Here is a 23,799-nt window from a genome sequence, read left to right on the forward strand (position 1 = left end):
TCAGCCTCGCAACCGGTCGAGGGCGACGGTGGAGAACGACTTCGTGCGGTCGCTCTGCACCCTGATCAGCACGCCGAACACGACGACGGCCACGAGCAGGTCGAACAGGAAGGCCACCTCCAGAATGAGCGGCAGCCCGGCCGCGATCACCAACGACGCCATCGACACCCCGTTCTCGAGCGAGAAGAACCCGATCGCCTGGCTGATCACGTCGCGCCGCAGGATCATCAGCACGAACGAGACGAGCACGACGGCCATCGAGAGGCTGAGCGCCGCCGCCGGCAGCACCTCGGAGTGGATGCCCAGCGCACCGACCGCGAAGAATCCGAACGCCGCCACGAGGATCGAGATGATCACTTCGCTCGCGACGCCCAGCGAACCGCTGCCGGCGATCTCGGCGCGGCTGTCGCGCAGCTGACCCATCATGACCAGCGGCACGATGACTGCTTTCAACAGCAACGAGAGCGCCGCCAGGATGAAGAGCTCCGGGACGCCGCGGCCGACCGCCACGACGCCGGCCAGCACGCTGACTGCGACCGACTGTGCGGCGTAGAGGCGAACCTGGGCGCCGAACAGCGAGGCACGCAGCATTCCGAACTCGAGCAGCAGCACGACCACGGCCACGGTGTTAGCGGTGCCGTCGAAGACGGTGGGTGCCGGCCGCGCCACGGTGAGGATCTCGATCATGATCAGCCCCCTCCGAGATACAGGGTGAAGATGGCCAGCACCGCGAGCAGGAACGCGGCGGATACGAACTCGGTGATACGGAAGAGGCGCAGTTTGGCGAACGTGTTGTCGATCACGCTCACCACGATCCCGACCACGATCGCCTTCGCGATCAGGGCGACGATCGCGAACAGCACGTCTCCGAGCTCTCGTGTCGAGGCGAGTCCCCAGGGCGCCGCGAACACGTTGAGGAAGAGCGTGTAGAAGATCAGCTGCTTCGCCGATGAGCCCCACTTGAGCAGCGCGTAATACGGTCCGGAGTGTTCGAAGGGACGGGCCTCCTCGATCATGCCGAGCTCGATGGTGCCGGTGTGCGTCTCGATCGGGATGCGCCCGGTCTCGTAGAGGATGACCATGAACAGCGCGGCCGACGCCAGCAGGTGCGCCGGTCGTACGAGTTGGTCCGGGCCGCTGGTGACCGTCGCGGCAAGCACGTAGGGCAGATCCGTGGAGGTCACCAGCGCGACGGTGAACACCACGAGCAGGACGACCGGCTCCGTGATGGCGCCGAACGTCTTCGCGCGGCTCGCTCCAAGTTGCGCATACGGATCACCGGTCTCGGCCGCGGCCGTCGCCACCATGAAGCTCGCAAACGCGAGGATGATGCCGCCGCCGAGGATGTCGCCCATGTTGCCGAGCGGCAACGCGTAGGTGGTGAGCACCGGGATGAGCATCGGCACCGTGAGGTAGCACGCGAAGGCGAGCACCGGCGCGAGCAGAAAGAACGGCCCGCTGTGCAACGGCGCGAGGCTCTCTTTTCGGAACAGCTTTGCCAGGTCGTAGTACGGCTGGAGGATGCGCGGCCCGCGTCGCCCCTGCATCCGCGCCTCGACCTGCGAGATCACCCCGGTGATGCCGGGGGAGGCGAAGACGACTGTGGCGACCTGCAACGCCTGAATGACGGGGAGCGGGAGCGTCAGCATGTGTCTGCCGACAGTGCACTGCGCGTCGGTGGAGGAGCGTCGTGCTCCACGGCGCGACTGACCGCCGCGCGGACCCACAAGTCTGTGCGCATACCTGTCCCCTTGATGGGAATCAGGCGCTATCAGCACTTTTGCGGTTCAGATCCGAGAAGGTTCGGAAGTCGGATCAAGGCGAGCACCATCGCCGGTCTCAGTAGACCAAACCCCCTCGTCCCCGTCAAGCAACTTCTGCTGGTGTGTTCGGAGCGGCGGCACGAGCTCTGCTCGACCGCACGACCTGCCGTCGTGCGGTACTCTCGAACCCTGGGTGATGGGGTTTCCACCCGTGCTCGGTTCCCGCGCGGCGACGGTGCAGGGAACGGCACGAACCGCCACGTCGGCTGATGGCTCCTACCGAACTCATCACGAGTCGAGGTAGGTGAACTGTGTCCGAAGCAACTGCCCCCCAGACAGGTCAGCCCGGTGCAACTCCGTCCGGTGCCGCGGGTGATCCGCCGAATGATGTCGGCCTGACCATCGCGTCCCTGCGTGCCGAGCAGGTGCTCGACTCCCGCGGCTGGCCGACCGTCTCGGTCGCGCTGACGCTCGATGACGGCTCCGTGCACGAGGCATCCGCACCGGCCGGCGCATCCACGGGCGCTTTCGAGGCGGTGGAATCGCGGGATGAGGGTGAAGAGTTCTCGGGGCGCGGCGTGCTCAAGGCCGTGGCCGGTATCGAGGGCGAGATCGCCGCGAGACTGACCGACCGCCGGTGGGACGGCATCCGTGCGCTCGATGACGCTCTGCGCGATCTCGACGGCACGCCGAACCTCGCGCGCCTCGGGGCGAACGCGGTCGTCGCCGTGTCGATGGCGGCGTCCCGTGCCTTCGCCCACGTGTCCGGCGTGGCTTTGTACGAGTGGATTGCTGCGCAGACCGGGGCGCAGCCGCTGATGCCCGTCCCGCACTTCAACGTGCTGAACGGCGGCGCCCACGCGGCCAACGACCTCGACTTCCAGGAGTTCATGATCGCGCCGCTAGGCCTCGTCTCAGAGGAACAGGCCGTGCGCGCCGGTTCCGAGATCTATCACGCACTGCAGTCCGCGGTGCGCGACGAGTTCCACACTGCGGGCCTCGGCGACGAGGGCGGGTTCGCGCCTCCGATCGCGAACCCGGTGCAAGCGCTCGACCTGTTGGTCGCCGCGATCGAGGCCGCCGGGTACACGACCGATCAGGTGAAGATCGCGCTCGATCCGGCGGCGAACGGTTTCTCCCTCGGTGATGGCAACTATCAGGTCGGCGGTCGCCGGCTCGATCGACGCGAGCTGGTCGACTACTACGACGGCCTGCTCGGTGACTATCCGATCTGGAGCATCGAAGACGGTTTCGCCGAAGACGACTTCGAGGGCTGGCAGCTGATGTTCGATCGGGTGGGCTCCTCGACCCAGCTGGTCGGCGACGATCTCTACGTGACGGATGCCGCGCGCATCCGCGAGGGGGCCGAGAAGCACTACTCGAACGCCGCCCTGATCAAGGTGAACCAGATCGGCACGGTCAGCCAGACATTCGACGCGATCGCCGCGGCGCGCGAGAATGACATGGCGTGCATGGTCTCGCATCGCTCTGGAGAGACCATCGATGCATTCATCGCGGACCTGGTCGTAGGGACCGGCGTCGGGCAGATCAAGTCCGGTGCTCCGGCTCGCGGCGAGCGTGTGGCCAAGTACAACCGTCTGATGAGCATCGAGCGCAGGCAGCCGCAGCTGCAGTACGGTCTGCACTGAGGGCATCCGAGAAGGAGCGACCGCTGAACGAGGAATCGACCACCATGACCACGCCGCGACCGGATGCCGGCGGTGCGGCCGACGACGCTGCATCCGTGCACGACCTCCCGATCGACAGCGACATCGAGGTGACGGATGCCAGGCCTGCCGCGCGTCCGAGGCCGGTGCACCTGCGCTGGTCGTACATCGGTCTCGTCGCCTTCGGCGGCGCCGTGGGAACAGGCGTGCGCGAGACGTTGAGCCTCCTGATCCCGGCGGCCGGGGCGTTTCCGGTCGGCATTTTCGTGATCAACATCACCGGAGCGTTCGCGCTTGGCCTGGTGCTCGAGACACTTCTGCATCTCGGAGCCGATGAGGGCGCTCGCCGCATGCTCCGGCTACTGATCGGCACCGGCTTCATGGGCGGATACACCACGTACAGCACGTTCGCGGTCGGTGTGGCGCAGGCCTTCACCGGTGGCCACGCGTGGGTCGGCGTGCTCTACGGCGTGCTCACCGTCGTGGTCGGTGCGGCGGCCTCGTTCGCCGGCATCGCGGTCGGGGCCGAGATCCAGCGCTGGCGTGCGCTTCCGGGCAGGCGGAACCGATGAATCCGGGTGTGTTCGCGGCACTGTGCGTTGCCGGGGGAGTGGGAGCCGCACTGCGTTTCGTGGTCGACGGCCTCGTGCGGTCTCGGGTGAAGTCGGTCTTTCCGTGGGGGACCGCGGTGATCAACGTCTCCGGCTCGCTCCTGCTCGGCGTCCTCATCGGCCTGACGCTGAGTGCGGTGGTCGCTCCGCAATGGGCGCTCGTGCTCGGCACCGGCATGATGGGCGGTTACACCACGTTCAGCACGGCCAGCATCGAGACGATGCGGCTGGTGCAGGAGCGCGAGTACGTGATGGCGTTCTCGAACGGGTTCGTGGTGCTGATCGCCACGGTGGCTGCCGGCTTCGGAGGTCTCTGGCTCGGCGCCGCCGTCTGAGCTCGTCAGTCCGCCGGCACGGGCGCGTCGTCATGATGACGGCCGGCGTACGCCACGGCGCAGGACGCCCCCATCCAGGCCGCCGCGTACGCGAACGCCCACAGCGGCCCCACCGTGGCGTAGACGATGCCGCCGATGATGGTCGCGGTGACATCGCCGCCGGCCTGAACCAGGCCGAGCAGCCCGAATCCCGAGCCGCGGAGGGCATCCGGAAGCGCGTGCGCCACGAGCGTGGACTGCGCTGTCTCGCCGAGCCCGATTCCCAGACCGCCGAGCACGAAGCAGACCAGTACGATCAGCCAGGCGTCCGACGTCGCGCCCGCCGGCGATGCATTACGTGTGGCGCCGCCGAGACCCGTCACATCGAGAAACGCGAATCCGAGGTAGCCGAGCACGTAGGCGGCGGCACCGAGCGCAAGAACGCGGCGTGGTCCGATGCGATCGATGAGTGCTCCCGCGGGCACCGCGATGAGTGCCGCTGCCGCGTTGTATGCCGCGTACAGCACCGTGGCCAGCACGGTGGCCTGCGGTTCGGTCATGCCGCCGTCGAGGAAGAACTGGTAGGCCCGCAGAATGAGCAGCGTCGCGGCCAGGTTGCCGCCCTCGAAGAGCGCGACCGGTATCAGGGCGTGGCTGAGCCGGGTGCCGCGCAGCCGGCGGTAACCCGCCATGATTCCGGCACGGGTGATGCGCGTCGAGCCGGTGCCCGGCCGGCCCGGCTCGGCGGAGGCACCCGACGCGCGGGACGCTGCCACGAGCTTGTGCGCTTGATGGGCGGCGACGCCGATCGCGACGGCGGCGAGCAGGCCCGGCACCACCGACAGCAGAATGGCCGGTCGCAGTCCGAGCCACACGACGAGCAGTCCGCCGAGCAACGGACCGACGACCGCACCGAGGTTGTCTCCGGCTCGTTCAATCCCGTACGCGCGGCCGTAGGCACCGGATGCCGCCAGCGACGCGAGCATGCTGTCTCGCGCGGGCGACCGGAAGCCGCGCGCGATCCATGCCACCCCGCGCAACACGCCGACCTGCCATGCCGCGGTGGTCAGCCCGATCGCGGCGGTAGTCACGGCTGTGGTCGTGTACCCCGCGCTCGCAATGGCGCGCCGTCGTCGTGGATCGTCTGCGAGCGGACCGCCGGCCAGTTTCGCGAGGCCGGTGAGGGCATCCGCGACACCGTCGATGATTCCAAGAGCGGCAGCACCTACGCCGAGTACGGAGGTGAGGAAGGCGGGCAGAACGGACGTGACCAGCTCGTGGCCGGCATCCGAGAGGAAGCTCGTCGCGCCGACGCTGAACACCCCGAGCGTGAGCCAGCGGGGACTGCCGGAACGGGTGTTCTGCTGCTTGTCCCTCATCGGCGGCGATCAGCTCTCGTACGTGTCGTGCTCGTGGTACGCGCGCTCGGCGTCGTGCACCATGACCTCGGAATCACGGCGAGATCCGAAGCCGTGCACCGTCACGAACTTGCCGGGTTCGAGGTCCTTGTAGTGAGTGAAGAAGTGTGCGATTTGGTCTCGCGTGGTCGCCGGCACGTCGTCGATGTCGCGCATCTCGGCCCAGCGAGGATCGCCGTCGGGCACGGCGATCACCTTGGCGTCGTGTCCGTTCTCGTCGTCCATGCGGAACAGGCCGATCGGACGGATGCGCACGGCCACGCCGGGAAAGGTGGGTTCATCGAGCAGCACGAGCGCGTCGAGCGGGTCGCCGTCATCGGCGAGCGTGTTCTCGATGAAGCCGTAGTCGGCGGGGTAGACCATGGCGGTGAACAGTGTGCGATCGAGAAAGACCCGGCCTGTCTCGTGGTCGATCTCGTACTTGTTGCGGCTTCCGGCCGGGATCTCGACGATCATCTGGATGCTGTTGGCGGACATGGAACTACCTCCTCGACAGGGGTAGGAAGCCATCAGCGGTGCGCGGTTCAGGCGACGGTGCCTCGGCGGGATCCATCGCCGTGGTGTTCATCGTAGTGGGCAGTTCGCGGGGGGACCCTTGCACGCCGCGCCGGGATGGTATCGCGAACACCACGCCCGGCAGTTGTTGGCGGGATCGGGTCTTCTCGTGCAGACTGGAGGTGGACTACGGCGATGGAGCTCGCCGCAACCGCGGAACGACCCGCTGATGGCTTCTACCGGTACCGACCGACCTCGGTACTGATAGTGAGGAGCATCAGATGACGAATCAGATCCAGGACGATCCTGTCCGTACCGTGACGGATTTTCGTAGCCTTCTGTTTCCGGAGGCCATGACCGCTCTCGCTACGACGGAACCGCCGTGCTTCCACGATCTCGGGCTCGACCAGCTCGTGCAGACGCTGACGGCGTCACGCGAGGAGTACGACCTCGTCCCCATCTACCGCACGGCGGTGCGCGATGCCGCCGTGGTCGAGTACCGGCAGCACGTGTACGAGGACCTCGGGCGCCCGGCGGTGCACGCCGCGGTCACGGCTTTCGCCGAGCAGATGCGGCTGCACCGAGTGCGCATGGTGCAGGCGTCCAAGCTCTACGCTGCCGAGCAGCGTCCGTTCTGGATGCTGTCGGCCATGCTCACCTACCAGGAGGCCGTGCGCTCGTTCGCGAGGGATCTCGACGCGGCTCCGATCAGGTCCGACGCACTGATGCGCTTGCGCGACTGGCTCGAGGACCTGGTCGCGTCGGATGCGTTCACGCGCGCCGCCACGGACGGTGCGGATATCCGCTCCCGGCTCGATGGTATCCATCTCACGGTGCGCCTGGACGGGCTGCGGGTGGAGGTCGCGCCGTTCGCGGACGAGCCGGATTACAGTGCTGAGGTCGAGGCGACGTTCGCCAGGTTCAAGCAGGGCGATGTCAAGGATCACCTCGTGCACTATCGCGACTACGTCGACGTGGACCGGGTCGAAGAGGGTGTGTTGCGTCTGGTTCAGGAGGAGAACCCCGAGGTCTTCGGTGCGCTGCACGACTACGTCGAGGGACGGCAGAAGACGTATCTCGATCCCACGGTCGCGCGTGTCGACCGGGAGCTGCAGTTCTTCCTCTCGTACCGCGAGCACATGCAGCCGATGATCGAGGACGGGCTGTCATTCTGCATGCCGAAGGTTTCGGCATCCAAGGCGGTCTCGGCGCGGAACACGTTCGACCTTGCTCTGGCGTCCCGTCTCGGCTCGCATCGTGCCTCGGTGGTCACGAACGACTTCGAGCTGCACGATAACGAACGGTTGATCGTCGTGACCGGGGCGAACCAGGGCGGGAAGACCACGTTCTCGCGCACATTTGGACAGTTGCACTGGTTCGCCGAGCTGGGTCTACCGGTACCGGGGGAGTCGGCGTCGTTGTTCCTGTTCGACGAGCTCTACACGCACTATGAACAGCAGGAGGACATCAACAATCTGCGCGGCAAGCTCGAGGACGAGCTGGTGCGCATCCACGACATTCTGGATGCCGCCAGCAGCGACAGCATTGTGATCATGAACGAGATCTTCAGCTCGACCACCCTGGATGACGCGGTGCTCTTGGGCACGGCGGTGCTGAAGCGGATCATCCAGCGCGACATCCTCGCGGTGTGTGTCACATTCGTCGACGAGTTCACCTCGCTCAGTGACACCACCGTGAGTCTCGTGGCCGCGGTCGACCCCGCCGAGCCGACGAAGCGCACCTTCAAGCTCGAACGTCGACCCGCTGACGGACTGGCCTACGCGTTGGCGCTCGCGGACAAGTACCGGCTACGGGGTCCACAGATCGTCGATGCGATCGGGCGTCCTGCGGTGGCAACCACCAAAGCAGCGAAAGCTACCGACGGGGAGAGTGCACGATGAAGACGTATCTGCTGTTCGCCGATCATGACCTTGCGCACGAACCGACTCCCGTGCCCAACGCGGAGGACCTCACGCAAGACGTGGCCCTGGAGCCATTGATCGAGGCGATGGCCTCGGGCGATCGCTTCTTGGAAGAGGTCGCCAACCGGATCCTTCTCGAGCCGCTCACCGCGGTCGACGGGATCGTGTACCGGCAGCAGGTTCTTACCGACTGCCTGCACAATGAGGACGTTGTGCGCGAGCTCTACGAGCTCTCAGTGGATGCCTACACGCGTCAGCGCAAGGTCTATGGCTGGCTCAGCGACCGCAACCCGGCGTCGATCCTTTCGCACGCGATTCAGGTGCTCGAGATCTTCGTCTCCGAATTGCGAACGCTGCGCATGATCGCGGTCGAGCACGCGAGCGAGTTCGAGTCACCGGGCTTCCGCCGTTTCTTCGAGATGACGATCAACGAACTCGATGATGCGTATTTCGCCGAGATCGACCGGCATCTGCGTCTGCTGCGTTTTCGCAACAGTGTCATGATCAGCGCGCATCTCGATCACGGGGGAAAACCTTCCGCTTTAGTGCTGCGGCGACCGCCTCGGGAGAAACGAACCATCGGAGACCGGTGGAACGCGTTGACGCATCCGGTCCCGTCGTTCCGGATAGCGGAACGCGACGAGGCCGGCGGCGAAGCACTGAATGTCATGCGCGGCAAAGGACTGAACCTGGTGGCAGACGCGCTGGCCCGCTCGACCGACCATATCCTGAGCTTCTTCCAGATGATGCGCTACGAACTCGGCTTCTATGTCGGATGCCTCAACCTCGCCCACACGCTCGAGGACAGAGGGCGACGCACCGCGCTTCCCGTGCCTGTGCCGAGTCAACGCCAGCACTTCGCAAGCGACGGTCTCTACGACGTGAGCCTCGCTCTGGTCAGCGCGAAAGGAACCGAGATCGTCGGCAACACCTTCGACGCAGACGGTCACCGCCTTCTCGTCGTCACGGGTGCGAACCGGGGCGGCAAGTCGACCTTCTTGCGTAGCGTCGGGCTCGGCCAGCTGATGATGCAGGCCGGGATGTTCGTCCCCGCGACATCGCTGTCTGCCACGGTGGTCACGGGTGTCTTCACGCACTTCAAGCGCGAGGAGGACGTCGAACTCGCCAGCGGCAAGTTCGACGAGGAACTCGCTCGGATGCACACGATCATCGCCCAGATCTCGCCCGGCGCCCTGATGCTCTTCAACGAATCGTTCGCAGCCACGAACGAGCGCGAAGGATCCGAGATCGGCAGGCAGATCGTGCATGCACTTCTTCAGTCCGGGATCCGCGTCGTCTACGTCACGCACCTCTACGATCTGGCACACGGATTCATCGGCGACCCGGACGCGTATTTCCTTCGCGCCGAGCGCGAGCGCACGTTCCGGCTCGTCGAGGGCGAACCCTTGCCGACGAGCTTCGGCGGCGACCTCTACCGCGGCATTTTCAAGGAAGACCCTGGGACCGCGGAACCCATTGCGGCGGCAGCCGGCGCAGAGTGACTCCTGGCGAACTACCGGGGCGACGGACTTCACGTGATCTGTAGCCATGCTCCGATCACGGTGACAACGCACCCGCCTACGACGATGCGGTAAGCCTACGGTGACGGTGACCGCGACGGCGGCCGTGGGTGAGGCGTACTCTGAGACCAGATCGTGGTGGAGGGGCTCACCATAACCGCGATGACTGCCAACGGCCCCTACCTGGCCGGCTCCGTGCTGCATGCGAAGTGCGACGGACGTCAACGGAGGGTAGGGGTGGCCCATGGCCGCGACACAGTGGTGCTTCCAACTGAGCCATGTGAGGGTGGCAAAGGGCGAGAGAGTCATCCTGGATGACGTCTCGTTGACATTCCTCCCGGGAGCCAAGATCGGCGTGGTCGGACCGAACGGCGCCGGCAAATCAACGCTTCTGCGCGTCATCGCTGGAATGGAGACACCGTCGGCGGGCGAAGCGACGGCCGCGCCGGGAGTGAGTGTCGGCATCCTGCTGCAGGAGCCGCCTCTGGATGACACGACGACGGTGCTGGGCAACGTGCAGGAGGCCGTCTCCGAGACGACCTCGATGCTCAAGCGGTTCAACGAGATCGCTCAGCAGTTGGCGACCGACTTCTCGGAGGATCTGCTGACCGAGATGGGCGAACTGCAGCATGAGCTGGACCACAGGGATGCGTGGGACCTCGATTCCCGGCTCGAGCAAGCGATGGCGGCACTCGATTGCCCACCTCCCGAAACGCCGGTGGCGGATCTCTCCGGCGGCGAGCGCCGCCGTGTCGCGCTCTGCGCGTTGCTCCTGCGGCAGCCCGATCTACTCCTTCTCGACGAGCCCACCAACCATCTGGACGCCGATAGCACGGCCTGGCTCGAGCAGCACCTCGCTGCCTATCCCGGCACGGTGATCGCGGTGACGCACGACCGGTATTTCCTCGACAACGTGGCGCAGTGGATCCTCGAGCTCGATCGGGGTCGTGCGTTCGCCTACGAGGGCAACTACACGACCTACCTGCAGACCAAGCAGGACCGCATGGCGGTGGAGGGAAAGAAGGACGAAAAGCGCCGCCGTCGCATCCGGGAAGAGCTCGCCTGGGTGCGTGCAGGCACGAAGGGGAGACAGCGCATGTCGGCGGCACGCCTCTCCCGTTACGAGGAGATGGTGACCGAGGCCGAGCGCACCCGCAAGCTGGACTTCGACGAGATCCAGATCCCGCCCGGTCCGCGGCTCGGCACGCTCGTCATCGACGCCGCGCACGTGACGAAGGGATTCGACGGTCGGATGCTGATCGACGACCTCTCGTTCTCGCTGCCTCGCAACGGGATCGTCGGCGTCCTCGGGCCGAACGGGGTCGGGAAGACGACGCTGTTCGAGATGATGGCCGGAAGGCAGCATCCCGACTCCGGCGAGTTCGTGATCGGCGACAGCGTGCGCATCTCTTACGTCGACCAGGCACGGGCGGGCATCGGCTCCGATCAGAGCGCGTGGCAGGCGGTGTCGGATGGCCAGGACATGATCGCCGTCGGGAAGGTAGAGATCCCCTCGCGCGCCTACATCGCGGCGTTCGGCTTCAAAGGCGCGGCGCAACAGAAGCCCGTTCGGCTGTTCTCCGGTGGAGAGCGCAACCGGCTCAACCTCGCGCTCACCCTGAAAGATGGCGGCAATGTGCTCCTGCTCGACGAGCCGACGAACGACCTCGACACCGAGACCTCCGCGAGCCTGGAGGCTGCACTCCTCGAGTTCCCGGGTTGCGCGATCGTCACCGCACACGACAGATGGTTCCTCGATCGGGTGGCCACGCACATCCTGGCCTGGGAGGGCACCGAACAGGATCCGGCGCGCTGGCACTGGTTCGAAGGTGACTTCGAGGGCTACGAGGCGGACCGGGCCGCGCGCCTCGGCCCGGAAGCCACGCGACCGTCGCGAGGAGTCCACCGCCGGCTGGCGAGGGGGTGAGCACCATGTACGACGACGGAATCCACGACGACAGCACCTTCGACGGCGACCTCTTCGGCGACGAGACGACCGCGATCTCACGGGCGGAGTTCATCCTTGCGCACGCGACACTCGTGGTGCACGAGGAGTTCGCGGTGCGGTCTCTCGAAGGCACCTGCGGTGTGGCGTTCGCGCCCCTCTTCGTCGAGGCGCCCGTCATCAACGCGGTGACGGTGGACGGCAGGCACATCGGCAGGGTGCGTCGTCTCAACCCTCACCGTTGGCCGGAGAAGTGGGTGGCTGTGCCGCTGCGTGGAACGCCCTACGGATGTTTCGGGTCGGCCTCTGAAGCCGCGGAGACGCTTGCGGTGCTCACCGCCGCATCGCCAGGGTGGACATGATGGAAACGATGACGCGTCAACAGCGATCGGTCCTGCAGGATGCGGATGAGGAGTGGACCAGTGACTGAGACCGAGCACTCTCGAACCCTGTATCTGGTGCGTCACGGGCGCACCGCGTTGAATGCGGCCGGCCGCCTGCGCGGGCACGCGAATCCGCCGCTCGATGACCGGGGAGAGTGTGAAGCGCGTGCCGTCGGGGCGGTCATCGCCCGCACTCGCCCAGCGCGCGTCTATTGCAGCCCTCTCGGTCGCGCCGTGCGCACGGCACAGCTGATCGGCGAAGCGTGCGGCATCGAGGCGGAGTCCGACGAGCGGTTCATGGACCGGGACTACGGGCCGTGGACCGGCGAACTCCGCGATGAGGTGATCACCCGATTCGGCAGTGTGGATGCCGCTCCCGGTGTCGAGCCGACCGCGTCCGTTCTCGAGCGGGCCCGCCCGGCGCTCGACGCTGTGCTCGACGAGACGATCACGGCCGGCCCTCACGGTCCGGTCGTGATCGTCACGCACGACGCGGTGATCAAGCCGTTGGTCCGCTCCATCGATCCGTCACGCACGGAGCTCACGGCTCCGACCGGCTCCTGGAACGAGCTCGTGCGCGAAGGCGGCGTCTGGACGGTCGTGCTGGTGGATCAGGTTCCGCCGGTGACGAGGGAGTAGCCGGCGTGGCGAGCGCAGAGCCGATCGCCGATCGACGCGGATGCGCGTTGAGAACCGCCATGACGACATCCTCTGCCGCATCGATCTCGACGGTTGCGGTCCACACGTCGTAGAGCGCCTCACCGGACTCGGAATGGTGGCGGTCGACCGGCGCGACCCATCCGGGGATGCCGCGACTCGCCAACGCGCGCAGCAGTCCGTCAGCGACAGGGTGCGGTTCGCGTGCGAGCTGCGCCCAGAAGAGTGCGTCGAGGCCGTTGCCATAGCCGAACGGCGGTAGCCAGTAGGCGCGGCCGGTGGAGAGAAGGTCGGACGCGGAGATCGGTTGCTCGTCGGAGTCGCTCATAGAGCATCCCCGGCCTCAAGAGCCGCAGAGCCCGAACGCGCGAGAATCGGGTCTCCTGAGATCATGAGAAGCGTCTCCTGATACGCATCGTTCTCCTCGGCCGTCAGCCAGGAAGCGGCGATGGCCTCGCGCTTGAGCGTGAATGCTCGCATGTCTTCGGCATGCCGGCTCAGGTTCGTAGCGAGTCGTCGCGCGAGGCCGAGAATCATCGGGATGGGCAGGTCTGCCGCGGCGGCGGCGCCGAGGTGCCTCATGCACACGTCGACATCTCCGCCGCCCGACTCCAACCGGCTCAGAGCTTCCTGTTCGGCGCTCATGATGGTGCGACAGACCGGGCACGTCTCGGGGTTGCCTCCGAACAGCGTCGTCGAGCCGCGCACCTCGGATGCCGTGAGCGCCGTGTTCAGGATCTCGGCAGCATGCGCCGCCAGCGGAGCGTACGCGGACGCGATGCCGACAGGCGAGGCCAGTGACGCGTAGGCCCAGGTGTGCTGGGCACACAGCCCGCCGATGCGTGCGAACTCACCCTGGTCGCGCTCACGAGTGGCGATGAGGAGCTGACGGTGACGCAGGTCCTCGATCAGCGCGTTCCGCTCGTGCGCGCAGACGACGCAGTCGAACGGCATACGCCGATTCGGTGGCCTCGGGGAGGAAGTGGGAACCAGGTCCGGGCTGCCGCGCGACGCCGAGCCGGAGGCGGCGTGCGCGCGATCGTGCGAAGGAGTCGCGTCGACCGCGTCGGAGAGCCGGCGGGTCACGGCATCCAGGCGTGCTCCTATGCGGGCCACCGCGTCGCACTCGAACTCGGACGGTGCAGTAGCGAGGTACCGTTCGACGCGCGCTCTGCTGCCGGCCGCGATGCGCGTCGCCTCGTGCTCGATCCATTCCGCGCGGCGGTCATTCTGTTGGTGCAAATGATCGTCGAAGAGACCGATGAGCCGGTCGGCTTCCTGCTCTCGGCGCCTTCGGGTGCGGGTGTGGAAACCTGCGGCGTGCTCCGATAGCGGCCCCTTGTCATCGGATTCGGGGCGTGGGGCCCCGAACCCGGGTAGCTCCGTGGCGTCCCATGAGGTTACGGGACTCTCGACGGAGAGTCCGACAGCTTCCAGCGCAGACCGCAGGACTGTGTGCAGGGTCGTCCCGAGTTCGTCGGAATGTCTGAGAATGGCTGCCCGTGACGCTTCTGACGCCTGAGCCGTCGCGGCCGACCACCACTCCTGTCCGCCCGCTGTCACCATCCCTGAGCCGTCCCCGTCATCAGCTGCACGCGCTGCGTGCGATCCGGAGGCAACCAGATCCTCGTGCCACTTCAGACGGTTCGCCGCGATCATCGAATCGAGGGCGACCTGCGCATCGTCGCGCATTGTGTCGATGATCCGTGCGCGTCGGGAGGATGCCCGCTCCGTGGATTCCGTCAACACCTCGCTCAAGCGCTCCGCCTCCGGCTCGCTCAGCTGTGTGAAACGGTCGCCGAGGTCGAGCATCCGTTGTTCGTCGTCGAGGATGCCGCGAGCCATGTCGAGCGCGGTCGCCAGCGCCACGGGGGCCCGCCTGGACGTCAGCGCTGCCTCGAGGCGCGCCTGGAAGGCATCGAGTCCGCCGTCGTGATGCATGCCATCGTCCGAACCTGGGTCCGACATCGATCCGCCTGGCGAGTCGAGACGGTGTCGGAGGCCCTGTAGCGCGGAGAGCGGCAGCACCTCGAGGCTCGCGCCTGGTCTCGACTCGCGCAGAGCTCGATCCACGAACGCGACGACGGACGACATCTCATCCGTCGTCGCCAGGTCCGCCTTGTTGACCACGCAGAACACCGGCGCGCTGGGCGGCACCGCGCGCAGCAGTGCCCGCTCCGAGTCCGTCAACGCGGAATCGACGGAGGTGACGAACAGGGCTGCGTCGACCTCGGGCAGGAACCGACGAGTGATTGCTGCCCCGGTCTCGTCGAAGGAGCCCACTCCCGGGGTGTCGACGAACGTGAGGCCGAGTCGGAGGAGGTCGGCCGGGACTTCGAGCTCGACACGGACGACCTCCAGTTCCGCCCGCCGGGCGCTCTCCCGTGCGACGAGCGCCGGAACGTCGGCGATCGACGTATGAAGAGCGACGTCGCTGCCGCGCCGGAAGTAGACGGCTCGCGGTTCGGAGCCGTACCTCACGAGCGTGATGACCGACGTCATCGGGAGGATGCCCGTGGGCAGGAATTCCGCGCCGAGCAGCGCATTCACCAAGGTCGTCTTGCCTCGACTGTGCTGACCGACGACCGCGATGGTGAATCGGTCTTCCGCGAGTCGCCTGAGCAACCGGCGAGTCGCGGCTTCGATCGCTTCATCCTTCCGGGCCCTCGCGAGATAGAGCAACGAGCGCGCCGCGTCCCCGAGGTCGAGACGCAGATCCCGGTACCGTTCCAACAGGGCCATGGCTCTCCCTTCGCGCCCCCGTGAAGGCGGAACAGAAGCCATCAGGCCGACAGGCCACGCGCGAGCTTCATCGCGTATCTCTGTCTTCCAGCCTGAGACGGTGACCCCAGAACGTCAAGCGTGGAACGGCGTCGGTCGGGCGATCCCCTCGGACGCGGCGGCGTCCGACTCTAGGGCGCGACGGTGAGTGGGCTCCCGGTCTCGATGACGGTCACCGGAACGGCGGGGGCGAGTCGTTTGACGGCGTTCACGAACAAACCCGGGTCTTTGTCGCTGCGAAGGATCAGCCGGTCGCCGACGGGACCGCCGGTGAACGCGTAGTGCTGGGGGACGACGAGTCTCGGGCGGAGTGCGGCGGTGAGTTCGGCGGCGTCGTCGGCGTTCATCACAACCTGCTTGTTCCCTGCCGTTCGGATGGCGAGGCCGTTGACGGGCAGGAGTGCGAGGTCGAACGTGCTGTGCCGCTCGGCCAGGGTCAGCAGGGGTGGTGTGAGCAGCGTGTCTCCCGCGAAGTAGACGCTCCGGCCGCCGGCCTGGATGACGTAGGTGACTTCGTAGACGCCGTGCAGCCCGGGTGCGGCGTGTACCGTGATGTCCCCGACCCGAGTGCTCTGCCACGGCTCGAGCGATGTGACGTCGGTGAAACCGGCTTTGCGCGCCTTCGCGACGACCGGGCCGGCGACGATCATCGGGACGTCGTGGTCACGATAGTGACGGAACGCATGGAGATCGCAGTGGTCGTAGTGCTCGTGGCTGATGACCACCGCGTCGAGGTGCGGGAGTGTCTCAGGTCGAAGCGCCACTGGCTCTCCGGGGTGGTAGAACATCTTCTCCGAGAACCACGGGTCGGTGAGAATCGTCTTGTCACCGATCTGGATCAGATGGCAGCTGTGCGCAATGCGGGTGACGGTCAGTGACTCGCTCATCGAAATTCCTTCTCTACTGCTCAGCGTCAGCTGGAGCATCGAGCAGGCCGCCGAGCGGCGCCCCCTGGGGCACGATCGTTCGTCGGGCGATTCGCCAGCCGACAGTGGTGCGGCGGAGGAGATCGTGGTGAGTGACGCTGCGCATCCGGTCATCGCTCGTCAGCATGAATCCCTTCGAGTCGACCTCGGCTTCATCGCCGCCGTCGCGAGCGATGAAGACGTTGGTGACGTGATGCGCGAGCGGGTTCTCCGCCCCGAGGCGAAGCGCTCCATCCCGAAGAGCCTCGACTCCTTTCATCACGGCGAGCCCGGCCGCGCTCATGTCGTAGATCGCATCGGCTGTGAAGACCGTATCGAGCATCTCCAGTTCCCCTCGGTCGATGATGTGGCTCTGCCGGGCGATGACCTCGGCGATCTCCAGGCGGTCGTGCGTGTCCATGGTCATCCTTTCGTTATCCACGATGGTACTCAGTTCCAAACCAAACGCAAACCCGTTTGGAACTTTGTTACAATGGGCGCATGACAGACGATGTCTCACTGATCGAGCGAAAGCAGCGTCGAGCACGTCAGCGGATCATCGAGGCCGCCGACGAGCTCTTCGCGAGTCGCGGATTCGATGGGGTGTCGGTCAGCGATATCGCTGAGCGAGCAGAGGTCGGTCGCACCTCGTTCTTCCGTCACTTCGGCGACAAGCAGGAGGTCGTGTTCGCCCGCGAGGGCGAGGTCCTCGCTCTGGTCGCAGAGGAAGACGTCTCTGGCCCCGGCGCGGACCCCCACAGCCTCACCGACGCGCTGCGCGCGCTGGAGCCGGTCATCCTGCGCATCACCGCTCAGATGACGGCGAACGCGGACGGCTTCCGGCGCCATATGCAGCTCGTGGAGGCCCACACCGAGTTGCGTGAGCGGGACGTCGCCAAGCTGCAAGTCGTCGCCGGCCGGTTGGGCGACCTGCTCACAGTCCGCGGCTGGGACGCTTTCGTGTCCGTTTTCTCCGCGCAACTCGCCGTCGCGTGCTTCTGGACCGCCCGACGGACCACGACGGACCCCGAAGGTCTGCTCGAAGCCACCCGTCGTGCCTTCGAGCGAGTCCTCACGCTCGGCGCGCCGCGCACCTGACGCCACACCGGTCCTTACGGACGCACGACCGAGGCGTCGAGTCGGATGAACGACGCGTCACGGCGTCGAGCACAACCCCTTGAGGGCCGCCGACGAGTGGCCGAGAGTCGCGCTGAGCAGCGTGACGATGGAAAAGGAAGGGGGTCCGCATGGCCAACGACGAGAAGAACGTGGAAAGGCAGACCTCGTACAGCCCGTCCAGCGAGCGGGAGACCGAGGAGCGTCAGCACGAGTCGCCGAAAGGGGATGCCGCGCTTCACGATCCGGAGATCGACAAGAGCGCCGTTCGACAAGGCCCTGGGGACGGCGGCGTGGACGACGCGGGAGACATAGAGGCGCCTCCCGGCGAGCTGGGCGACATCGACGAGGTGATGCGCCGCGGTGACCGCGCCCGTCACCGTGCGGAGTCGTGATCCGTAGCCTCTCGACCACGTAGGCGTGCACACTCGCCTGATCGAGCGGCGTGCCGGCCGGCTCGAGCCTTGCGTAGGAGTCGCCCGGGGATGGCGTGCGGGCTACTCCAACAGCGCGCACAGTGCGGCCTCGGGCGCACAGCCGAGCGCGAGAAGTTCGCCCGAGCGATAGCGGTCGAAAACCCGAGGGTCGATGTAGCTCGCCCGCGCCACCGCCGGAGTGTTGCCGAGCGCGTCGGCGGTGGCGGCGATGGCGGCCCGCACCGCCGCATCCTTCTCCCGCTTCGTCTCCGGTGACCCGATGCGCGCCAGCGTGGATGCCGCCACCACGCTTCCGCGTAGCGTGCGGAAGTCCTTCGCCGTGGCATCCACACCCGTACGACGGCGGATGTCGTCGTTCACCTCGGCCGTGGTCAACGCGTGCCACGTCGAGTCGCGCCAGGAGATGGCGCGGCTGCCCGGGCGCCGCGCACGAGTGATCTCGTCGAGGTAGCGCGCCAGCCCCGCATCGGTCACGGCCGATTCCCAGCGCTGCCCGCTCTTCGAGGGAAACGACAGGAGCACCATGTCGCCGTCGACGGTCACGTCCCGGCACAGCATCGTCGTGAGCCCGCGACTGCCGTACCGGCGGCGATATTCCTCGCTTCCGATGCGCAGCGAGACACGATCGATCACGCGGAACGCGGCGGCCAGCGCGCGATCGAAACCGAAGCCGTCGCTCTTCAGATCGTGGGTCACGGTACGGCGGGCGTGCGGAAGCGCACGGGCGAGCAAGAGCACGCGCTCGAACTTGACGGCATCCCGCTGTGCGCGCCACTGCTCGTGATAGAGGTATTGCCGTCGTCCGGCGTCGTCGACGCCCACTGCTTGAATGTGCCCGCGTTCGTCCGAGCAGATCCACACGTCGCTCCACGCGGGCGGGATCGCCAGGGCGAGAATGCGCTCGAGCTGCCGCTCGTCGACGATCCGGCGTCCGCGTGCGTCCGTGTAACGGGGCGGATCGCCGGGAACACGGAGCAGGCCCGGCCCGTTCGGATCGCTCCGGCGCAGTCGCCGCGTGCGAGGGCGCGCCGGGTCGTCGTTCGTCATGCCGGATGCCTCTCTCGCGGTGCGCTTCTCGCCGTCGCCGAGCCGATCGTAGACGGCCGGCCGGTGCGCGGGGGAGGTGTTGACAACGTCGTCGGAGACGACGCGGCGCTGCGCGCTGTTACGGTCGATACGCAGGCGGGTCACTCCGCGGCGACGTCTGGTGAAAGGATGCCCATGCTGTACTCCGGCACATCTCCCGCAGACAAGCGGGCTGCCCTTCGTGCGGCGCTGGCGAGCGGCGAGCTGCAGCGCTTCCCTGGGGCGTTCAACCCACTGAGTGCCCGGTTGATCGAGCGCAAGGGATTCGACGGGGTCTACATCTCCGGCGCCGTGCTCTCCGCCGACCTCGGCCTGCCCGACATCGGGCTGACCACGCTTACCGAGGTCGCCGGCCGTGCGAAGCAGATCGCCCGCATGACCGATCTCCCGGCCATCGTGGATGCCGACACCGGCTTCGGCGAGCCGATGAACGTCGCGCGCACGGTGCAGGAGCTCGAGGACGCCGGACTGGCCGGCCTGCACATCGAAGACCAGGTGAACCCGAAGCGCTGCGGCCATCTGGACGGCAAGCAGGTCGTCGACGAGGGCACGGCGCTGCAACGCATCCGAGCGGCGGTCGATGCGCGCCGGGACGCGAACTTCCTGATCATGGCCCGCACGGACATCCGTGCCGTCGACGGGCTGCAGGCCGCTGTCGATCGGGCGAAGGCGCTCGTGGATGCCGGCGCCGACGCGATCTTCCCGGAGGCGATGGCCACACTCGAGGAGTTCGCCGCCGTGCGTGCCGCGGTCGACGTGCCGTTGCTGGCCAACATGACGGAGTTCGGCAAGAGCGAGCTGTTCACGGTGCAGCAGCTCGCCGACGTGGGCATGAACATCGTGATCTGGCCCGTCTCGCTGCTGCGGCTGGCGATGGGCGCGGCGATGCGCGGGCTCGACGAGCTGAACGACAACGGCAGCCTCGTTCGCAAGCTCGGCGAGATGCAGCACCGGTCCGAGCTCTACGACCTGATCGATTACGAGGGCTACAACCGCTTCGACACGTCGATCTTCAACTTCACCGTCGAGCGCTGAGCCGCAGACGACGCGCCCCGACCGGATTACCCGCCGGCGGCAATTCCGATCGCGGCAGCGCGCCTGCGCGGGGGAGCGGTCAGCGGATGCTGTGCCCGGCCACGAACATCCCCTCCGGATCGACGCGATCGGCGATCGACAGCAGCCGCGCGCACGCGGTGCCGTAGGCATCCTCGCCGTGGGTGGTCCCTTCGGCGAACGTGAGCAGGCAGCTGTTCGGTTGCTCCCACGGGCGCATCACCTCGATGAGTGCGGCGCTCGCCGCAAGGCCTCGGGAAGCCGCATCCGGCGTCGGAGCGATCGCGAGAGCGTACAGCGCGTACGCGCCGTCGACTCCCGAGACGGCGCCGCCGTCGTCGGGATGCCGGGCGAATGCGCCTCCCAGCTGCCGAAGCTCGCCGAACATGAGACCGGACCGCGTGCCGTCGCCCAGATAGCCGAGAAAGGCGTCGATGGCTCCGTCGGTCAGGTTGCCGAGCACACAGCTGTCGCTCACCGCCGGTGTCGGCTGCGGCGGGTCCATGTGCATGAGCGGCAGGCCGGATGCCGGAATGCGGCTGAACGTGTCGACCTCCGGTCCCAGCGCCCGCAGCGGTGCCAGCAACTCGGATGCCCGTTCATCCGACTCGAGGATCGCGCCGTCGATCACGACCACGTCGCGCCCGGAGAGGAACGGCGGCATGTCGGGAAGGGGTGGGAAGGTCATCACCCGGAACGACATCGTGACCGACTCCGGAGCATCCTCCGTGAGGTCGCGCCAGGCGGGGAGGACTTCGGCCGCTCGCGAGCGATCCCACAGCATCATTCCCGCAACGAGGTCCGCGTACGGAAGCAGGTCGAGTTCGATCGCAGTGACGACACCGAAGTTGCCCCCGCCGCCACGGAGGGCCCAGAACAGGTCGGCATCGTGGTCCGAATCCACGCGGTGAAGCTCGCCGTCGGCGGTGACGAGTTCGATGGCGCGCACGGCGTTCGCCGTGATGCCGTGCCGTCTGCCGTAGAACGAGATGCCGCCGTTAAGTGCGAAGCCGGCGACCGCGACATCGCCCGCGCTTCCGTGCAGGCCGGTGAGGCCATGCTGAGCGGCGGCGGCGATCACGTCCTTCCACACCGTCCCGCCGACGACGCGTGCCGTTCGCAGCATCGGATCCACGGTGACGCCCGTGAGTGACGACATCCGGATGATCACGGTGCGGCTGAGGTCGAAGGCCGAGAGCGGCACGGCCGCGTGTCCCGTGCTGATCGGCGCCACACGCAGTCCCGCGGCCGCCGCCGCGCGCACCACCTGCTGAACCTCGGCCACGGTCTCGGGCACCGCGACCGCGGCCGGCTCGAGAACGGCGGCGAGGTTCCACGGGGAGCGGGCTTCGTCGTATCCCTCGTCGCCGGGGAAGAAGAGGCGTCCCGATAAGAGGCCCCTGAGGGGTTCGGCCGCCTCGGGGGCGGAAAGAAGATCGGTCATGATGTCGGTCCCTGTCGTTGAGGAGCTGAGAGCTGTAGCGACCGTGCTGATGACGGCCTCGGGTGGTGAGCAGCTCGGGTTGAGTGCAGCTGTGCTGCGAACAGCGGTGGGCCCGGTGCGCCGGCGGCGTCGCCGGGCGTTGCCCTCAGCATGGCCCGCGCCGGTGCAGGCCGCTATCCCCAACCTGCGGGGTCGACGGGATCGATCTCGGAGGATCGTCGCGGCAGACGGCTACCAGGGCACGACGCCGTCGTTGCCGTGGAACTCGCCGGTCGGTCCGTCGGGCGCGAGGGTGGACATCCGCACGATGACCTCGACGTTGTCTTGCACGGAGCCACCCTTGTTGGGCTCCGGCGTGAAGTCGGTCGCGGTTAGCCCGGGCGTCACGGAGTTGACGCGCCAGCGCGGAAACGCGTGCGCGTACTGGAGGGTGAGCATGTTGAGCGCCGCCTTCGACGCCGGGTAGGCGATCATCGACCACGGAGTCCCTGGGCCGGCGTTCAGCGTCAACGATCCGACCGCGCTCGACACGTTCACGACGAGGGGATGAGCACTCGCCTCGAGAAGCGGGGTGAAAGCGCGCAGCACCGCGGCCGCTCCGATCACGTTCGTCTCGAAGACGCGGCGAAGATCCGCGATGGTCGCCTCCGCCGGTGGTCGCTGCTCGCCGGCGATACCGGCGTTGTTCACGAGCACGTCGAGCGAGCCGCTCTCGCTTCGGACTCTCTCGGCCGCCGCGTCGACCGACTCCAGCTGCGTGACATCGATCTCGATCGGGATGGCTCCGATCCGCGACGCCTCTTCCGCACCACGCCGTGGGTCGCGCGCTCCGAGATAGACCGCGTGACCGAGCCCGCGCAGACGGCGCGCCGTCTCCAGCCCGAGCCCGCGCGTGGCGCCGGTGATGAGTGTGGTGGTCATGGGGAACTCCAGATCAGTTTCGGATGCCGTGTCGTACGTCGGCCGTACCAGTACTGTACGTACAGTACGCCAAGAATCCCGTACGCTCGACGCATGACGACAACGGACGGTGACGCGGAGCATCCGCGAAGTCGACGTGCGCGCCGTGCGATCCTGTCTGCGGCCGCGGATCTGCTCGAGGAGGCCGGCTTTCGCTCGATGGCGATGGACGCCGTCGTCGCTCGTGCGCACGCCAGCAAGGCGACGCTCTATCGCAACTGGCCCACCAAAGCGGCACTCGCCATGGATGCCTTCATGGCAGAGGTCGATCCGGCGTCGCCTTTTCCCGACACCGGTTCGGTCGTGGAAGACATCCGTCGGTCCGTCGCAGCGACCGTGCAGGTGTTCACGCGTCCGCGCGTGCGTCAGATGCTGCTCGGTGTGCTCGTGGAGCTTCCGCACGATCGGGAGTTACGCGACGCCTACGGGGAGCGGTACGTCGTGCCACGACGCCGGCAGGCGGAAGCCGCAGTACGGCGAGGGATCGCGCGCGGCGAGGTGAGCCGCGATGCGGGTGCGGACATCCTCTTCGATGAGATTTACGGTGCCATCTACCTTCGGCTTCTTCTCGGGAGTTCGCCGCTGGATGCCGCGTTCGTCGACGCACTCGTCTCGCAGGTTTTCGAGGGGGTCCTCATCGGGTGACCTGCTCCGGAGGCGGGAGAGGATCGCCTATCCGTTGCGGCCAAGCGGAACTCCGCAGCGGCCGGCGCTCGCGGCGGCTAGGGCGCTGTCGACCAGGCGATCGGCGTACTCATGGTCGATTCGCTCCTCCGTCACCAGCACTCGATAGTAGAGGGGCGCCATGACGAGGCTGATGACCTGGTCCGGGTCGGTGTCTTCCGGCAGTTCCCCGCGGTTCACCGCGGCGACGACCATCGCTTGCGCTTGGCGGTGTCTGCGAGCGTAGAACTCGCGCTTGAAGCCTCCGATCCGGGGGTCGCTTGCGGCTTCGGAGAAGAACGCTCGCATCACACCGAGCACCAGCGGGGAGTCGCTCGTGAGGAGATCGACCAGAGCGTGCCCCGCGCTACGCAGATCGGTTTCGATCGAATCGGTGACTCGAATGGGAAACATCTGCTCGACCAACTCGGCGATGGCTGTGGCGAGGACCGCCTCCTTCGTGCGCCACCGTCGATAGATGGTCGTCTTGTGGACTCCTGACCGTTCCGCGATCCGCTCGACCGAGAGCGCCGAGTACCCACACTCGGCGAGCTCTCTCAGGGTCGCGTTCAGAACGCTCGTGCGCACTCGTGCCGTTCGCCCACCGGCCCGAATCGTGCCGGGAAGGGGCCCGGAGACGTCGCCCTGCACCATAAACG

23 protein-coding genes and 3 riboswitches are annotated in these 23,799 nt (G+C 67.1%); of the genes, 12 read left to right on the plus strand and 11 right to left on the minus strand.

Annotated elements, in window-relative coordinates:
- Positions 1-687: a hypothetical protein gene (locus H623_RS0109300; RefSeq protein ID WP_022900667.1), complete on the minus strand. Its 687-nt coding sequence runs from the start codon at positions 685-687 to the stop codon at positions 1-3.
- A 2-nt stretch (positions 688-689) separates the two neighbouring features.
- The gene (locus H623_RS0109305; RefSeq protein ID WP_022900668.1) at positions 690-1,649 is read right to left on the minus strand and encodes a respiratory chain complex I subunit 1 family protein; all 960 of its coding nucleotides are present in this window, start codon (positions 1,647-1,649) and stop codon (positions 690-692) included.
- Between the two features lie 106 nt (positions 1,650-1,755).
- Positions 1,756-1,844, minus strand: a riboswitch (Fluoride riboswitch).
- Positions 1,845-1,946: 102 nt separating this feature from the next.
- Positions 1,947-2,049, plus strand: a riboswitch (Fluoride riboswitch).
- A 25-nt stretch (positions 2,050-2,074) separates the two neighbouring features.
- On the opposite strand from H623_RS0109305, the gene eno reads away from it, so the two are divergent.
- Genes eno through crcB form a run of 3 tightly spaced genes read left to right on the plus strand, consistent with a single transcriptional unit; the run spans position 2,075 to position 4,376 of the window.
- Positions 2,075-3,412, plus strand: a complete 1,338-nt coding sequence (gene eno / locus H623_RS0109310) for a phosphopyruvate hydratase (protein ID WP_022900669.1) — start codon at positions 2,075-2,077, stop codon at positions 3,410-3,412.
- Positions 3,413-3,456: 44 nt separating this feature from the next.
- A complete protein-coding gene (locus H623_RS0109315) occupies positions 3,457-4,002 on the plus strand; it encodes a fluoride efflux transporter FluC (protein WP_022900670.1) in 546 nt (181 codons plus the stop codon).
- Complete coding sequence (gene crcB / locus H623_RS0109320) at positions 3,999-4,376, plus strand: fluoride efflux transporter CrcB (protein WP_022900671.1); 378 nt, start codon at positions 3,999-4,001, stop codon at positions 4,374-4,376. The genes H623_RS0109315 and crcB overlap by 4 nt, the downstream gene beginning before the upstream one ends.
- Before the next feature lie 5 nt (positions 4,377-4,381).
- Here the strand turns inward: crcB and H623_RS18935 are convergent, their stop codons facing one another.
- Positions 4,382-5,734: an MFS transporter gene (locus tag H623_RS18935; protein WP_022900672.1), complete on the minus strand. Its 1,353-nt coding sequence runs from the start codon at positions 5,732-5,734 to the stop codon at positions 4,382-4,384.
- Between the two features lie 9 nt (positions 5,735-5,743).
- Positions 5,744-6,250, minus strand: coding sequence for an inorganic diphosphatase (locus H623_RS0109330; protein ID WP_022900673.1), 507 nt, complete (start codon positions 6,248-6,250; stop codon positions 5,744-5,746).
- A 200-nt stretch (positions 6,251-6,450) separates the two neighbouring features.
- Positions 6,451-6,514, plus strand: a riboswitch (Fluoride riboswitch).
- Between the two features lie 35 nt (positions 6,515-6,549).
- On the opposite strand from H623_RS0109330, the gene H623_RS18940 reads away from it, so the two are divergent.
- From H623_RS18940 to H623_RS18955, 5 genes are all read left to right on the plus strand, one after another.
- Positions 6,550-8,169: a MutS-related protein gene (locus H623_RS18940; RefSeq protein WP_022900674.1), complete on the plus strand. Its 1,620-nt coding sequence runs from the start codon at positions 6,550-6,552 to the stop codon at positions 8,167-8,169.
- Positions 8,166-9,692, plus strand: coding sequence for a MutS-related protein (locus tag H623_RS18945; protein WP_022900675.1), 1,527 nt, complete (start codon positions 8,166-8,168; stop codon positions 9,690-9,692). The genes H623_RS18940 and H623_RS18945 overlap by 4 nt, the downstream gene beginning before the upstream one ends.
- Before the next feature lie 262 nt (positions 9,693-9,954).
- Complete coding sequence (ettA, locus tag H623_RS0109345; protein WP_033371640.1) at positions 9,955-11,637, plus strand: energy-dependent translational throttle protein EttA; 1,683 nt, start codon at positions 9,955-9,957, stop codon at positions 11,635-11,637.
- A gap of 5 nt (positions 11,638-11,642) precedes the next feature.
- Complete coding sequence (locus tag H623_RS21020) at positions 11,643-12,017, plus strand: hypothetical protein (protein WP_157560921.1); 375 nt, start codon at positions 11,643-11,645, stop codon at positions 12,015-12,017.
- Between the two features lie 60 nt (positions 12,018-12,077).
- The gene (locus tag H623_RS18955; RefSeq protein WP_022900680.1) at positions 12,078-12,677 is read left to right on the plus strand and encodes a histidine phosphatase family protein; all 600 of its coding nucleotides are present in this window, start codon (positions 12,078-12,080) and stop codon (positions 12,675-12,677) included.
- Between the two features lie 342 nt (positions 12,678-13,019).
- Here the strand turns inward: H623_RS18955 and H623_RS0109365 are convergent, their stop codons facing one another.
- The 3 genes from H623_RS0109365 to H623_RS0109375 form a co-directional block, all read right to left on the minus strand.
- The gene (locus tag H623_RS0109365; protein WP_022900682.1) at positions 13,020-15,437 is read right to left on the minus strand and encodes a dynamin family protein; all 2,418 of its coding nucleotides are present in this window, start codon (positions 15,435-15,437) and stop codon (positions 13,020-13,022) included.
- Between the two features lie 170 nt (positions 15,438-15,607).
- Complete coding sequence (locus H623_RS0109370; RefSeq protein ID WP_022900683.1) at positions 15,608-16,363, minus strand: MBL fold metallo-hydrolase; 756 nt, start codon at positions 16,361-16,363, stop codon at positions 15,608-15,610.
- Positions 16,364-16,376: 13 nt separating this feature from the next.
- On the minus strand, positions 16,377-16,802 hold the full coding sequence (locus H623_RS0109375; protein ID WP_169514910.1) for a nuclear transport factor 2 family protein: 426 nt from the start codon (positions 16,800-16,802) through the stop codon (positions 16,377-16,379).
- Between the two features lie 80 nt (positions 16,803-16,882).
- Between H623_RS0109375 and H623_RS0109380 the strand changes: the two genes are divergently transcribed.
- Both H623_RS0109380 and H623_RS0109385 read left to right on the plus strand, forming a co-directional pair.
- Positions 16,883-17,479 (plus strand): TetR/AcrR family transcriptional regulator, encoded by a 597-nt coding sequence (locus H623_RS0109380; protein ID WP_022900685.1) that lies wholly within the window; start codon positions 16,883-16,885, stop codon positions 17,477-17,479.
- A 149-nt stretch (positions 17,480-17,628) separates the two neighbouring features.
- A complete protein-coding gene (locus H623_RS0109385; RefSeq protein ID WP_022900686.1) occupies positions 17,629-17,892 on the plus strand; it encodes a hypothetical protein in 264 nt (87 codons plus the stop codon).
- Positions 17,893-17,994: 102 nt separating this feature from the next.
- Here the strand turns inward: H623_RS0109385 and H623_RS0109390 are convergent, their stop codons facing one another.
- Complete coding sequence (locus tag H623_RS0109390) at positions 17,995-19,125, minus strand: DNA topoisomerase IB (RefSeq protein WP_022900687.1); 1,131 nt, start codon at positions 19,123-19,125, stop codon at positions 17,995-17,997.
- Positions 19,126-19,155: 30 nt separating this feature from the next.
- On the opposite strand from H623_RS0109390, the gene prpB reads away from it, so the two are divergent.
- The gene (gene prpB, locus H623_RS0109395; protein WP_022900688.1) at positions 19,156-20,055 is read left to right on the plus strand and encodes a methylisocitrate lyase; all 900 of its coding nucleotides are present in this window, start codon (positions 19,156-19,158) and stop codon (positions 20,053-20,055) included.
- 79 nt (positions 20,056-20,134) lie between these two features.
- Here the strand turns inward: prpB and H623_RS0109400 are convergent, their stop codons facing one another.
- Positions 20,135-21,517 carry an FAD-binding oxidoreductase gene (locus H623_RS0109400; protein ID WP_022900689.1) on the minus strand — a complete coding sequence of 461 codons (1,383 nt, stop codon included), beginning with the start codon at positions 21,515-21,517 and terminating at the stop codon, positions 20,135-20,137.
- 231 nt (positions 21,518-21,748) lie between these two features.
- Positions 21,749-22,438, minus strand: a complete 690-nt coding sequence (locus H623_RS0109405; RefSeq protein WP_022900690.1) for an SDR family NAD(P)-dependent oxidoreductase — start codon at positions 22,436-22,438, stop codon at positions 21,749-21,751.
- Between the two features lie 93 nt (positions 22,439-22,531).
- Between H623_RS0109405 and H623_RS0109410 the strand changes: the two genes are divergently transcribed.
- Positions 22,532-23,122: a TetR/AcrR family transcriptional regulator gene (locus H623_RS0109410; RefSeq protein WP_022900691.1), complete on the plus strand. Its 591-nt coding sequence runs from the start codon at positions 22,532-22,534 to the stop codon at positions 23,120-23,122.
- 27 nt (positions 23,123-23,149) lie between these two features.
- Here the strand turns inward: H623_RS0109410 and H623_RS21730 are convergent, their stop codons facing one another.
- On the minus strand, positions 23,150-23,794 hold the full coding sequence (locus tag H623_RS21730; protein ID WP_022900692.1) for a TetR/AcrR family transcriptional regulator: 645 nt from the start codon (positions 23,792-23,794) through the stop codon (positions 23,150-23,152).
- Positions 23,795-23,799 lie beyond the last annotated feature (5 nt).

Origin of the sequence: Humibacter albus DSM 18994 (assembly GCF_000421825.1) — a bacterium.
GTDB classification, from domain to species: Bacteria; Actinomycetota; Actinomycetes; order Actinomycetales; family Microbacteriaceae; genus Humibacter; species Humibacter albus.

What these genes read in the sequence shown, in the direction of transcription:
- H623_RS0109300 (WP_022900667.1), bottom strand. Translation starts at nt 687, where the DNA reads ATGATCGAGATCCTCACCGTGGCGCGGCCGGCACCCACCGTCTTCGAC.
- H623_RS0109305 (WP_022900668.1), bottom strand. Translation starts at nt 1,649, where the DNA reads ATGCTGACGCTCCCGCTCCCCGTCATTCAGGCGTTGCAGGTCGCCACA.
- H623_RS0109315 (WP_022900670.1), top strand. Translation starts at nt 3,457, where the DNA reads ATGACCACGCCGCGACCGGATGCCGGCGGTGCGGCCGACGACGCTGCA.
- crcB (WP_022900671.1), top strand. Translation starts at nt 3,999, where the DNA reads ATGAATCCGGGTGTGTTCGCGGCACTGTGCGTTGCCGGGGGAGTGGGA.
- H623_RS18935 (WP_022900672.1), bottom strand. Translation starts at nt 5,734, where the DNA reads ATGAGGGACAAGCAGCAGAACACCCGTTCCGGCAGTCCCCGCTGGCTC.
- H623_RS0109330 (WP_022900673.1), bottom strand. Translation starts at nt 6,250, where the DNA reads ATGTCCGCCAACAGCATCCAGATGATCGTCGAGATCCCGGCCGGAAGC.
- H623_RS18940 (WP_022900674.1), top strand. Translation starts at nt 6,550, where the DNA reads ATGACGAATCAGATCCAGGACGATCCTGTCCGTACCGTGACGGATTTT.
- H623_RS18945 (WP_022900675.1), top strand. Translation starts at nt 8,166, where the DNA reads ATGAAGACGTATCTGCTGTTCGCCGATCATGACCTTGCGCACGAACCG.
- ettA (WP_033371640.1), top strand. Translation starts at nt 9,955, where the DNA reads ATGGCCGCGACACAGTGGTGCTTCCAACTGAGCCATGTGAGGGTGGCA.
- H623_RS21020 (WP_157560921.1), top strand. Translation starts at nt 11,643, where the DNA reads ATGTACGACGACGGAATCCACGACGACAGCACCTTCGACGGCGACCTC.
- H623_RS0109365 (WP_022900682.1), bottom strand. Translation starts at nt 15,437, where the DNA reads ATGGCCCTGTTGGAACGGTACCGGGATCTGCGTCTCGACCTCGGGGAC.
- H623_RS0109370 (WP_022900683.1), bottom strand. Translation starts at nt 16,363, where the DNA reads ATGAGCGAGTCACTGACCGTCACCCGCATTGCGCACAGCTGCCATCTG.
- H623_RS0109375 (WP_169514910.1), bottom strand. Translation starts at nt 16,802, where the DNA reads ATGGACACGCACGACCGCCTGGAGATCGCCGAGGTCATCGCCCGGCAG.
- H623_RS0109380 (WP_022900685.1), top strand. Translation starts at nt 16,883, where the DNA reads ATGACAGACGATGTCTCACTGATCGAGCGAAAGCAGCGTCGAGCACGT.
- H623_RS0109385 (WP_022900686.1), top strand. Translation starts at nt 17,629, where the DNA reads ATGGCCAACGACGAGAAGAACGTGGAAAGGCAGACCTCGTACAGCCCG.
- prpB (WP_022900688.1), top strand. Translation starts at nt 19,156, where the DNA reads ATGCTGTACTCCGGCACATCTCCCGCAGACAAGCGGGCTGCCCTTCGT.
- H623_RS0109400 (WP_022900689.1), bottom strand. Translation starts at nt 21,517, where the DNA reads ATGACCGATCTTCTTTCCGCCCCCGAGGCGGCCGAACCCCTCAGGGGC.
- H623_RS0109405 (WP_022900690.1), bottom strand. Translation starts at nt 22,438, where the DNA reads ATGACCACCACACTCATCACCGGCGCCACGCGCGGGCTCGGGCTGGAG.
- H623_RS0109410 (WP_022900691.1), top strand. Translation starts at nt 22,532, where the DNA reads ATGACGACAACGGACGGTGACGCGGAGCATCCGCGAAGTCGACGTGCG.
- H623_RS21730 (WP_022900692.1), bottom strand. Translation starts at nt 23,794, where the DNA reads ATGGTGCAGGGCGACGTCTCCGGGCCCCTTCCCGGCACGATTCGGGCC.